Genomic DNA, 11,145 nt, shown 5'->3' with positions numbered 1-11,145 from the left:
GGTGACTACATTATAAAAGAGAGCTTCTTTTTTTGCACTTAAAAACGGAAATTCCATACAGGAATTTCCGTTTTTCTTTTGAGTCGAGTAGATAAATCGTAGATTTAGTTATTTATGTCCCAGACTCTTTTAACTATGCTTTAAAACGTGAGAATGCTAAAAGTGACAATCCGCTTAACATCAGTAAAATCACAGCTAAGTAAGATTTTTCTTCTCCTGTTTCAGGCAGGATATGCAGTTTCTTTTTATCTTCTTTCAGTTTAAGCTTTTTTGTTACGATATCATTGATCTGCTTATCTAATGACTTATAAAACTTTTCAGATGATTCAGGATGAAAACGTCCGACTTTTATCGGTTTAGAGGGCTGTTCATCCAGCTCAGGCTGTGTTGCAGGCTGCGGTGCTTCAGATTCAACTACCCCCGGAGTGACCGGCTCCTGAACAGCTGGCGGTGTTGCAGGCTGGTTCTGTGAGATAGACGGTGCAGGTTGAGCGGGCGTCAGCTCAGGCTGCTCAACAGATGGTGCAGGTTCATAGGAATGAACAGGCGGTTGTTCTGTAGTGATGCTTTCAGATGAAGGCGCCTCTGTTATAGGCACTTGCGTAACAGGTGCCTGCATAGTAGGTGCTTCGGTTCTTGGGATTTCTGTTACAGGAATCTCTGTTCTGGGCACTTCCGTACTTGGCAGTTCAGTCGTCATTGATTCCGTTGAAGGTGCTTCAGTCTTAGGTGCTTCAGTCTTAGGCGTCTCTGTCGTCACTGGCTGATCCGGCATCTCTGCTGAAATGATCTCTATCGTTTCATCGGCGCTATTTTTTCCGATAGGTTCAGCTGCATCTACATCACTTGTCCCTGCATAAGTCAGCGTCAGCACTAAAGTCGAGGTTAAAAATAGTTTACGCATGATTGTTCCTCCATATTTCTGTTAACACCCATTATATAGGAAGAAGTGTATAATAACTATTAGTGTTGTAGAATGTTATCAAGTCTTAATAAATAATATCTTACTGCAATGAAAAGTAATATTTGCATTTCAAATAAATGATTAGTATAATAATTATATTAGATATATTAATTATATGGAGGTAGGCAATGGAAACAAAATTTTTTACCCATGATACACATATGGGTGCTGTTCATCTGAACGTCAATTTTCTGGACAACAGTATCCGCTTCTATCATGAAATACTCGGAATGGCTATACTTGAACAGAATAAGACATATACCGTTTTAGGTCTTTCAGGACGTCCACTTGTCTATCTATATGAGACACGCACACCACGTGCTACGGGACAAGCCGGTCTGTTCCATATGGCTTTACTTGTACCTTCTCGTACAGAACTCGGGAATGTCTTCAATCATTTAATCAAGACTCAGTATCCGCTAGCAGGCGCCAGTGACCATGACGTTTCAGAAGCGATATACCTTCAGGATCCTGAAGGTAATGGCATTGAAATCTATCGTGACCTGCCATCTGCTGAATGGAGATTCCAGGACAACGGTCATGTCGTCATGGGGACGACAGAAATGGATTATCAGGGTGTACTGGATGCAAATGACGGTAAACCGTTTACTGGCCTGCATCCTGATACTATCATGGGGCACGTTCATTTATCAGTAAAAGATATACCCTCATCAATCGCTTTCTATGAAGATGTCTTCGGTATGGACATCATGCAGTTATACGGCCCGCAGGCTGCTTTTATGAGTGCAGCAGGCTATCATCACCATTTAGGACTGAACACTTGGCAGCATGCACAAGTTTCACCTGAACTGGATGCACCTGGCCTGAGAAAGTTTGAAATCAACATTCCTAATCCGGAAGACTTTGAATATTTCAAACAGCAGTTAGAAGCTAAAGGGCTGCAGACAGAAAAAGATGGTCATTCAGAAATCCTGCGTGACCCGAATGGCATCGCTATTCGGGTGATGTACCAACAACATTAAAAATCTGGAGGTTATTATGATGTTATTTAAAAAAATCGGTTATGAAAACTTTGGTCAGGCAATGGAAAAACGTCGCTCAATCTATGATATTAAAGGTGAAATTCCACTCTCGGACGCTAAAATCGAAAGTATTTTATCTGATATTATTAAGCACGTTCCTTCTGCATTCAATTCACAGTCTACACGCCTTGTCTTACTTTTAAATGACCAGCATCAAAAGCTTTGGGATCTAACGGCTGACGCCTTAAAAGAGAAAATGGGAACCGAGCGCGATTTCTCAGCAACAGAAGCTAAATTAAATAGCTTCAAAGCGGGTTACGGCACTGTTCTGTTCTTCGAGGATGAAATAGTTGTAAAAGGGCTGCAGGACAACTTTGCCGCTTATGCAGATAACTTCCCTATCTGGAGCCATCATACAAACGCGATGCATCAGTATGCAGTATGGACTGCATTCGCTACTGAAAATATCGGTGCATCTCTGCAGCATTATAACGGGGTCATCGACGAAGCCGTTTATACTGCATTTGATATTCCACGTGACTGGAAACTCGTTGCACAGATGCCATTCGGTACAATCGGTACACAAGCAGACGCTAAAGAATTTAAACCCGTTGAAGACCGTCTCATCATCAAGAAATAATGAAGAGCTCGCATTTATAAATTAAAACCAGCAATCATATCTGATGAAAATTCAGATGTGATTGCTGGTTTTTTGTTTTAAAGTTATTGATGCGTTTTTTCTTTCATCTCGAGTATCGTCTAACTATCAAGTGATGGACTGCAGATGACGGATTTTTATATACAGCACATCAATAACCGCATGTTGAACCAGTCGACTCGTCATATCTTGTTCATAGGAAGACAGCAGATTAACTTGAGCCCGAGGCGATACTTGATGTCCAAGCATAATAAGAGTTTGATGAGAAGATAAAGGTTGTTCCGGCTTATATTCATCCATCATCATCACCACTTTAAAATAACTGGCTAGTTTGAGGTAGCGCTCATATGTCTGAACGATGTCACAAGAAATACCTATCTCAGCCAGTCTGAGCTTAAAGTCGAGTGCAACAGATATCTGGTCAGTCTGACAGTATATTAACACCCGCTTTTCCAGTTCAATTACTTCAGCTGCACCATCGATTTGCTTAAAATCAAGCAAGCGTTCTGTCCGCTTCAGAGCTTCCTGCATGCCATTAAATGTCTGATGTATCAGCGCTGAAGTTGAGTCTGTCTTTTGCCTGAGCTGGATTTCGTGCTCCAGCATGTGCAGATCTCTCATCAGTACCAGCTTCATCTCACGCAGACCACTGAAGCCGATTCTCTGGCTGAAACGCACTAATGCAGATTCACTGACCTCCGCCTGTACAGCGAGCGTTTTCCCGGGTAATGTTGCAAAATCCAGCGGGCTTTCCTTAATAAGTGCAGCAATTCTCTTCTCGACAGGCGACAACAGATGCTCTATAGATTGAAGCTGATTCAGAACAATCGGCATACTCATCACTCTTCTCTTTTAAGATAGTCAGCTCTCCTGTTTTTCTATATCATATTTCGTAAATTTAAGATAGACTTGCCCAGATTCAGTGGACGTTCTGATGCCAGTCGCACTATCAGAAGGAAATATACGAGATGTCATGACCTTCTCACCGTCATTCAGAAAAATCTCAATACTCGATTGATCGACAAAGGCATGAATTCTCTTTAAATGATTATCTAAAGTGACTGAACGTGTGAAATCGTTGCCATAAGGGCTAAGAATCCCACTATCAAAACGATCCAGCGTGAATTGACGGCTCGCATGATTATAGATCAACCTAGTTGCTTCTCGCTTAGATACACGCAGTTCAATATAGAATTCAGTTGATTCGTTCTCTAAAATATCTATAACCATTTCGTAGCAGTCGCCTTCGTAAGGATGTAGACGGATATCATGCTTCATCGCATAGCCTTCCGCAGTTTCAGGCTTACCGCGCCATTTCTTGACTAAAGGATAAGGACGTTGTATCACTTTCTCTTCTTCAAAAGAGAGCAGACGAGGAATAGTGAAGCAATGGGCAGTATACTCTACATTCGACTGTCTGATACAGCCGATCAGTATGGGTTCACCTTCAGCGCCGTACGTTATCTGCGGCGCATAAAAATCAAAGCCATCATCCCATCTCTGATTCACATTAAAGTCATCATCATCTGAATCATCAAGTATGATGACCGGTCCATGTGTCACAAAGTGAATAAGATCAGGAGAAGTAAGATGATATCTATATTTAAGTCCGGACATTGGAAGCCATTCATAGAAAAGATGATAGAGTCCGTCCAGATAGACGAAGCCTGCTGGTCTATTCAGCATTCCAGCTGAAGGCTGAATATGAAAATGCTGCCGCCATCTTGAATCTGTGGTCTCCTGGCGCACGTTTTCATTTTCTGTTATATAGCGTTTTTCTCGCATCCATTCCACTTTACGCACTCCCTTATCGATCGTTCAATTACTTTAAAATATAACATCGACAGACAAAAAAAACCATCTCATAATCAGATGGTTTAATTTTCTTTCAGTTCTTCTTCTAGTAATTTCTGTTCACCTTTTAAATACATACGATAGCCGACGTGACTGATCTGAATACTGATTTCATATAAGACGACCATAGGCAGTACAAAGATGACGTAAGTCATCACATCAGGCGGCGCTATAATTGCGGCAATGACCATCAGGAAGAAGTAAGCATATTTACGGTTCTTCTTCAGAAAAGCAGGTGTGACGATACCAAGTCGCGTCAGGAAGAGCAGCAGGATAGGCAGCTGAAATACAAATCCGAATGGAATCGTAAACTTCAGGAGTTCGTTAAAATACTCTCTGACCCCAATAATCTGCTTGACGCCCATTTCGTTTGCAAGTCCAATCGTAAAGTGAATCATATAAGGAAATATAATAAAGTAGCTGAATGTAAGGCCTGCTACAAATAAGACAAAACTGACTGGAATATAACTGAGCGTCGCGCGTCGTTCCTGCGGATGCAGGCCAGGCGAGATAAACGCCCACAACTGATAGAGAATAACTGGCGATATCAATAGAACAGCTATCAGCATGATGACACTGATATAAATTGACAGAGGATCCGTTACCTTAAAATAATGCAGCGTGATTTCAGCAGGAACATCATCTTTTGTTAAAAATCGTGTGACCGGCTTACCGAAATAAAAGCCAACGATGATGCCGCCCATCAGAAAATAAGCAACGATCATCAGACGTTTTCTAAGTTCGTCTAAATGCTCAACTATCGTTAATTCATCTTTATTCATCTGAAGGTCTTCCCTCCTCATAACAAAAGCGACAGTGACTGTCGCTTTTTCAATCATTATTTACGTACGTCGTCTTTATCATGGTCTTTCATGATACCATCTGTCGCATCTTTGAATTCCTTGAGTGAAGAACCCATTGCACGGCCAAATTCAGGCAGTTTCTTCGGTCCGAAGATAATGAGTGCAACCACACCTAGAAATATTAAAATAGCAGGTGATGCAAAACCTAATGTATTAGCATACAGCATAGTGTACCTCCTAATGATTTTTCATAAAGAATATAAGAGACTGGAGTTCTACACCTAAATCAATATGGTGTACCTGGACATCTGATGGAACATTTAAGCGTTCCGGTGTAAAGTTTAATATACCTTTTATTCCGGCTTTTGTCACTCTATTTGCTATATCCTGACCAATTTTTCCCGGCACAGTGAGAATGACTACTTCTATCCCCATTTTCTCGACGACTTCTTCAAAATCGTCCATGTGTTGGATATATATTTTACCGATTTTTTCACCGACAACATTGGGTGCGATATCAAACGCCGCTTCTATCTGCATACGGTCACTAATCGAGAAATTATAGTTGACGAGGGCATGACCCAGATGACCGATACCAATAATCGCTACTTTCGTCATCGTATCCTGCTGCAAGGTTGTTTTGAAGAAATTCAGTAAATATTCTACGTTATAGCCATATCCTTTTTTACCAAGCTCTCCGAAATAAGAGAAATCTCTTCTGATTGTCGCTGAATCGATTTTTAATCCTTCGCTCAGTTCCTTTGAAGAAACACGATCAACTTTTGCGCTATGAAGCGTATTGACGAACCGGTAATAAAGGGGCAGGCGCTTGAGTGTCGCTTTAGGAATCTTAACTTCAGCTTTTGGCACGCTGTTCACCTTCTTATTTTAATTGTGACCTTTTTCACAGTACCTAAATTATAACATGTCTGCTCTTAACTGACTATGTGAAATTCAGCCCTTTTATTTCATGTCACTCATCAATCATGTAAAATATAAATGAGGTGAAAATATGATTTTATTACAGGCAAGCCAACTGAATAAATCATTCGGCGGAGAAGATATCTTCACCGATGTCAAAATAGAAATAAAGACAAATGACCGCATCGCTATTGTCGGGCGAAATGGTGCCGGTAAAACGACGCTGATGAAAATCCTGGCAGGCGCTGAAAGTTATGATAGCGGACATTTGATGCGCGCTAAAAATATCAACATCGGTTACCTGACTCAGCAGATGACGCTTGATGCCGAAGGTACAGTGTACGAGGCGATGTTGAAGCCATTCAGTCATCTACAGGACATGGAAAGGAAACTGACAGGTATCACGACTTATCTTGCTGAAGAAAGTGACAAAGCAGGTACAGAAGAATATGCTGCCAAGCTGTCAGAACTTGAGAAACTGCAGCTGCAGTTCGAAAATGCAGGTGGCTATCAGTATGAACATAAGATTAAGACCATTCTGACAGGACTGAATTTCAGCTCTTCTGATTTCGATCAGAAGATTGACTACTTCTCAGGCGGCCAGAAGACAAGACTCGCCCTCGCGGAGATGCTGATCAGAGAACCGGACCTGCTGATGCTGGATGAGCCGACCAACCATCTGGACATGGAAACTACTGCATGGCTTGAAAACTATTTGACGACCTATCAGGGCGCTATCGTCGTCATCTCCCATGACCGTTACTTCCTGGACAAAGTCGTTAACACGGTTTACGATGTCGCACTCGGACGTGTTATGCGTTATGTCGGTAACTACTCCAAGTTCCTGGATCTGAGAGATGCCTTCTACGAGAAAATGTCTGCTGAATACGAACGTCAGCAGGCAGAGATTGAACGTCTGGAGACTTTCGTCCAGAAAAATATCACTCGTGCCTCTACAAGTGGCATGGCTAAAAGCCGCCGTAAAATACTGGAGAAGATGACCCGGATTGAAGCCCCTAAGCTTGATGACCATTCTGTCAACCTGCAGTTTCATATTGCCCGTGAATCAGGCAATGATGTCCTGGACGTAAAAGCGCTGGAGGTAGGTTACGATAGCCCTATCACTGCTCCCATCACTTTTGACGTCAAAAAACAGGATGCCATCGCAGTTATCGGTCCCAATGGTATTGGCAAAACAACCTTGATTAAGACGATTGCTAAAAAATTAGAAAAACTGAGCGGTGACATTAAATACGGTGCCAATGTTTCGATTGGTTACTACGACCAGAAGCAGGCAGAATTTAAGTCAACGAATACAGTTTTAGAAGAACTGTGGCAGTATTATCCTGAGATGCAGGAGAAAGATGTCAGAGCAGTGCTTGGCCGCTTCCTGTTTGTGCAGGATGATGTCAAAAAAGTCATCAATGATCTGTCAGGCGGCGAGAAAGCCAGACTGCAGCTCGCAAAACTGAGTCTTGAGAATAATAATGTCCTGATTCTTGATGAGCCGACCAACCATCTGGATATCGATGCAAAAGAAATCTTGGAACAGGCCCTTATGACTTATCCCGGCACTATTCTTTTTGTGTCGCATGACCGTTTCTTCATCAATCAGATTGCGACAAAAGTACTGAATATTACACATTCTGGTGCAAGTCTTTTCCTCGGGGATTATACTTATTTCATCGAAAAAGAAGAGGAACGTCTGGCGCACGAAGCATACCAGGCAGTCGAAGAAGAAACAGTGACACCAAAACAGACGGACTATGCAGAAAATAAAGCGCAAAGGAAAGAACGCCGAAAAATAGAACGCGCACTTCAGCAGCTGGAAGAAAATATTGAAGAGTACGAAGCACGTATTCAGGCCATTGAACTCGAACTGACGCAGCCCGATGTATTCAATGATTCACAGCGCAGTTACGAGCTGCATCAGGAAATGGTTGATCTACAGAATAAACTGGAAACAGCAATGGAAGAATGGGCTGAACTAGAAGAAGCAGAATAACTCTGCTTCTTTTTTCTATTCACAGAGTTATGCACAGTAAAAACAGCTTTATAACAGTAATCCACAAAGTTATTAGACTTATCCACAGAATTCAGACAATTTATGTTGTTTATTTTTGTGTAAAATGGTCACTAGACAAAAATTTATCCACAATCAGTTAACAACTTGTGTACAAGTACGTATGTTCGTATCCATAAAAAAACGCCTGATTTTTATAAATCAAGCGTACTTTTTCCATTTAAATTGAGGTCTGCTCTGACATTTTTTACATAATAATAGTAAGCTGCGGCACCGATCATCGCAGCATTATCTGTACAGAGATTGAGCGGAGGGATACGCAGATTGATATCACGCTCTTTTGCCATCGCATCAAGTCTTGCTCGTAATCCCTTGTTCGCTGCGACCCCGCCGCAGACAATCAGTTCCTCTATATGATATTCTTCCAACGCTTCAAACGTCTTCTGTGTTAAGACGTCAATGACACTGGCCTGAAAGCTTGCAGCAACATCTTCGGGCGGTACAGTCTCGCCTTTTTGTGCTTTATTGTGCAGCGTGTTGATGACAGCACTCTTCAGACCACTGAAACTGAAATCATAGCCTTCAAGTACTGGACGCGGAAAGTTCAGTGAATCCTGTCCCTCAGCTGCAAGTCGGTCGACGTGCGGTCCACCTGGATAAGGCAGATTGATGGTACGTGCTACTTTATCATAGGCTTCACCTACTGCATCATCTCTCGTCTCACCAATCACTTCAAAGTTCAGATGGTCACGCATGATGACAAGCTCTGTATGCCCGCCAGAAACAATGAGTGCCAGCAGGGGGAACTTGAGCGGTTCTTCTATATGATTCGCATAAATATGCCCTGCAATATGATGAACTGGAATCAGCGGTTTCTGATGGCTCAGTGCCAGTGCTTTAGCCGCATTGATTCCAACGAGAAGCGCACCAATGAGTCCCGGGCCTTCCGTCACTGCGACAGCATCGATATCAGCCATCGTTATATCAGCCGTCTTTAGCGCATCCGCAATCACTGTCGTGATATTTTCGACATGATGCCGGCTCGCGACTTCAGGTACGACGCCGCCAAAACGTTTATGTGATTCAATCTGACTGTTGACGCTATTGCTTAACACTTCACGGCCATTTCTCACAACACTGACAGCTGTTTCATCACAGCTTGTCTCTACTGCTAATATTGTAATATCATTCATCTCTTAACCTCACCCACATCACTTTTGCATCCTGCCCGGCACCATAATAGTCACGACGAAGGCCTCCATAAGAAAACCCCATTTTCTCATATAGTGCTCTGGCAACTGCATTTTCTTCTCTGACTTCGAGACTCATCATCTCACAAGTGAGACGGGCATAGTTCATGATGTATTCTAATAAGATTTTGGATAAGCCCATGCCACGCTTATCTTCACGTATCGCAACAGTCGTTATCTGTGCCTGATCGATGACGATCCACATCCCCAGATAACCGATGACCTCTTCTTCTGCTTCCACGACAAAATAGTGCCCAAACTCGTTTTTCTCCACTTCGTGATAAAATGCATCAATCGACCAAGTACCAGACGGAAAACTGCGTTTCTCTATTTCATGCACAGCGGGAACGTCTTCAACCGTCATCTTTCTGATTGTTAATCCTGCTTGTTCAGCCAATTGCGTTCCGCCTCCGTCATTCTTAAATAAGTCGGCTCAAAGCCATGAACATCTTCCGGATGCTCAAAATCAGCTATACGTCGCATCTCAGCACTACGCGGGATACAATAAAAGACCGGTCCTTTAAGCTTATCTTTCAACTTGACTGCATCCATTCCTATAAAGAGATAAGGCATGTGCTGAGCCTTCAAATAATGATTAAGATCATCTATAGTCATATAGCGGTCTTCTATCATCTGTTCTACTGCCGTCCCTTTAAATCGGTAAATGCCGCTGTAGACAGCATCTCTTCTTGCATCAATGACGGGCACCAAAAGGAATTCATGCATTCTGACAGTCGCGGCTAGTGCTTTAAGAGAAGATACGCTGTACAGCGGGATATTGAGTGTATAGGCGAGTGTCTTTGCAGTGGTTACTCCTATCCGAAGTCCAGTATAGGAACCCGGTCCTGCACTGATGATGATCCCTTCAAGTTCTTTCATTTCTAAATCAGCATGTTTCATGACCATCTCAATCATCGGCATTAAAGTAATCGAATGATTGATTTTTTTCGCACTATTGAATTCAGCCAGAACTTCTATGCCATCGGTTACACTGACAGATAAAGGCTGATTCGCCGTATCAATATTAAGTAATTTCACGATAAGACCTCCAGTACAGTTTCATAACGTTTGCCAGTTGCAGTGAGAATCACTTCTCTGGTTGTCTCAGACACTCTGTTGATCTCAATCGTCATATAGCTATCAGGTAAAAATTCTTCTATCATCTGTGGCCATTCAATGAGCGTAACACCTTCACCATAAAAATAATCATCAAATCCCAGGTCTTCTTCTGCATCTTCAAGTCGGTAGCAGTCCATATGATGAAAAGGCAGGTGTCCTTGATAAGATTTAATAATATTAAAGGTTGGAGAATTAATGGTTCGCGTCACACCGAGTGCTTGTCCAAAGAATTGACTGAACGTCGTTTTTCCCGCACCTAAATCTCCTTTTAACAAATACACATCGTTCGTCTGTGCTTGAACAGCGAGACTTGATGCAAGTTTCTTCATGTCTTCTAAGGAATCTATTATGATATGCATTCCATCACCTTCGCTTCTATTCATTCCTATCTATTATACTAAAAAAGAATATAAAAAAAGAGACCTGACAGGTCTCTTTCTATTTGCCCGGCAACGTCCTACTCTTGCGGAACGTAAGTCCAACTACCATCGGCGCTAGAGAGCTTAACTTCTGTGTTCGGTATGGGAACAGGTGTGACCTCTCTGCCATCATCACCAGACAGGGTGAGAA

General features: G+C 42.3%; 13 protein-coding genes and 1 rRNA gene. 3 read left to right on the top strand and 11 right to left on the bottom strand.

The genetic code is table 11. The annotated features are described in order from the left end of the window. Positions 1-133: 133 nt before the first annotated feature. On the bottom strand, positions 134-904 hold the full coding sequence (locus tag ERX27_RS10890) for a hypothetical protein (protein ID WP_133432834.1): 771 nt from the start codon (positions 902-904) through the stop codon (positions 134-136). A gap of 188 nt (positions 905-1,092) precedes the next feature. Between ERX27_RS10890 and ERX27_RS10885 the strand changes: the two genes are divergently transcribed. Beyond that, positions 1,093-1,947: a VOC family protein gene (locus ERX27_RS10885; protein ID WP_133432833.1), complete on the top strand. Its 855-nt coding sequence runs from the start codon at positions 1,093-1,095 to the stop codon at positions 1,945-1,947. Positions 1,948-1,963: 16 nt separating this feature from the next. Continuing rightward, entirely contained in the window at positions 1,964-2,587 is a 624-nt protein-coding gene (locus tag ERX27_RS10880) for a nitroreductase family protein (protein ID WP_133432832.1), read from the top strand. A 126-nt stretch (positions 2,588-2,713) separates the two neighbouring features. Here the strand turns inward: ERX27_RS10880 and ERX27_RS10875 are convergent, their stop codons facing one another. From ERX27_RS10875 to ERX27_RS10855, 5 genes are all read right to left on the bottom strand, one after another. Further along, positions 2,714-3,445 (bottom strand): MurR/RpiR family transcriptional regulator, encoded by a 732-nt coding sequence (locus ERX27_RS10875; RefSeq protein ID WP_133432831.1) that lies wholly within the window; start codon positions 3,443-3,445, stop codon positions 2,714-2,716. Between the two features lie 21 nt (positions 3,446-3,466). Next, positions 3,467-4,399, bottom strand: a complete 933-nt coding sequence (locus ERX27_RS10870; RefSeq protein WP_424960619.1) for a GH32 C-terminal domain-containing protein — start codon at positions 4,397-4,399, stop codon at positions 3,467-3,469. Positions 4,400-4,482: 83 nt separating this feature from the next. Continuing rightward, a complete protein-coding gene (gene tatC / locus ERX27_RS10865; RefSeq protein WP_133432830.1) occupies positions 4,483-5,241 on the bottom strand; it encodes a twin-arginine translocase subunit TatC in 759 nt (252 codons plus the stop codon). Positions 5,242-5,297: 56 nt separating this feature from the next. Further along, positions 5,298-5,489, bottom strand: a complete 192-nt coding sequence (gene tatA, locus ERX27_RS10860; RefSeq protein ID WP_133432829.1) for a twin-arginine translocase TatA/TatE family subunit — start codon at positions 5,487-5,489, stop codon at positions 5,298-5,300. 10 nt (positions 5,490-5,499) lie between these two features. Beyond that, positions 5,500-6,132, bottom strand: coding sequence for a redox-sensing transcriptional repressor Rex (locus ERX27_RS10855; protein WP_133432828.1), 633 nt, complete (start codon positions 6,130-6,132; stop codon positions 5,500-5,502). Positions 6,133-6,274: 142 nt separating this feature from the next. On the opposite strand from ERX27_RS10855, the gene ERX27_RS10850 reads away from it, so the two are divergent. Beyond that, positions 6,275-8,188 (top strand): ABC-F family ATP-binding cassette domain-containing protein, encoded by a 1,914-nt coding sequence (locus ERX27_RS10850; protein WP_133432827.1) that lies wholly within the window; start codon positions 6,275-6,277, stop codon positions 8,186-8,188. 212 nt (positions 8,189-8,400) lie between these two features. On the opposite strand, the gene tsaD is transcribed toward ERX27_RS10850, so the two are convergent. The 5 genes from tsaD to rrf form a co-directional block, all read right to left on the bottom strand. Continuing rightward, positions 8,401-9,399, bottom strand: coding sequence for a tRNA (adenosine(37)-N6)-threonylcarbamoyltransferase complex transferase subunit TsaD (tsaD, locus tag ERX27_RS10845; protein WP_133432826.1), 999 nt, complete (start codon positions 9,397-9,399; stop codon positions 8,401-8,403). Beyond that, positions 9,392-9,820 carry a ribosomal protein S18-alanine N-acetyltransferase gene (rimI, locus tag ERX27_RS10840; protein ID WP_133432835.1) on the bottom strand — a complete coding sequence of 143 codons (429 nt, stop codon included), beginning with the start codon at positions 9,818-9,820 and terminating at the stop codon, positions 9,392-9,394. Before rimI ends, tsaD begins: the two co-directional genes overlap by 8 nt. A gap of 11 nt (positions 9,821-9,831) precedes the next feature. Then, positions 9,832-10,494, bottom strand: coding sequence for a tRNA (adenosine(37)-N6)-threonylcarbamoyltransferase complex dimerization subunit type 1 TsaB (tsaB, locus tag ERX27_RS10835; RefSeq protein ID WP_133432825.1), 663 nt, complete (start codon positions 10,492-10,494; stop codon positions 9,832-9,834). Beyond that, positions 10,491-10,934: a tRNA (adenosine(37)-N6)-threonylcarbamoyltransferase complex ATPase subunit type 1 TsaE gene (gene tsaE, locus ERX27_RS10830; protein WP_133432824.1), complete on the bottom strand. Its 444-nt coding sequence runs from the start codon at positions 10,932-10,934 to the stop codon at positions 10,491-10,493. Before tsaE ends, tsaB begins: the two co-directional genes overlap by 4 nt. 85 nt (positions 10,935-11,019) lie before the next feature. Beyond that, positions 11,020-11,134, bottom strand: a 5S ribosomal RNA gene (gene rrf, locus ERX27_RS10825). Positions 11,135-11,145: the final 11 nt, after the last annotated feature.

The sequence above is a fragment of the Macrococcus brunensis genome, assembly GCF_004359615.1.
In the GTDB taxonomy this organism is placed as follows: Bacteria; Bacillota; Bacilli; order Staphylococcales; family Staphylococcaceae; genus Macrococcus; species Macrococcus brunensis.
Note: the sequence above shows the minus strand (reverse complement) of the source record. Positions and strands in the feature narration are given on the sequence as shown.

Excerpts from the sequence above, each read along its gene's own strand:
- ERX27_RS10890 (WP_133432834.1), bottom strand. The coding sequence starts at position 904 with ATGCGTAAACTATTTTTAACCTCGACTTTAGTGCTGACGCTGACTTAT.
- ERX27_RS10885 (WP_133432833.1), top strand. The coding sequence starts at position 1,093 with ATGGAAACAAAATTTTTTACCCATGATACACATATGGGTGCTGTTCAT.
- ERX27_RS10880 (WP_133432832.1), top strand. The coding sequence starts at position 1,964 with ATGATGTTATTTAAAAAAATCGGTTATGAAAACTTTGGTCAGGCAATG.
- ERX27_RS10875 (WP_133432831.1), bottom strand. The coding sequence starts at position 3,445 with ATGAGTATGCCGATTGTTCTGAATCAGCTTCAATCTATAGAGCATCTG.
- tatC (WP_133432830.1), bottom strand. The coding sequence starts at position 5,241 with ATGAATAAAGATGAATTAACGATAGTTGAGCATTTAGACGAACTTAGA.
- tatA (WP_133432829.1), bottom strand. The coding sequence starts at position 5,489 with ATGCTGTATGCTAATACATTAGGTTTTGCATCACCTGCTATTTTAATA.
- ERX27_RS10850 (WP_133432827.1), top strand. The coding sequence starts at position 6,275 with ATGATTTTATTACAGGCAAGCCAACTGAATAAATCATTCGGCGGAGAA.
- tsaD (WP_133432826.1), bottom strand. The coding sequence starts at position 9,399 with ATGAATGATATTACAATATTAGCAGTAGAGACAAGCTGTGATGAAACA.
- rimI (WP_133432835.1), bottom strand. The coding sequence starts at position 9,820 with ATGACGGTTGAAGACGTTCCCGCTGTGCATGAAATAGAGAAACGCAGT.
- tsaE (WP_133432824.1), bottom strand. The coding sequence starts at position 10,934 with ATGCATATCATAATAGATTCCTTAGAAGACATGAAGAAACTTGCATCA.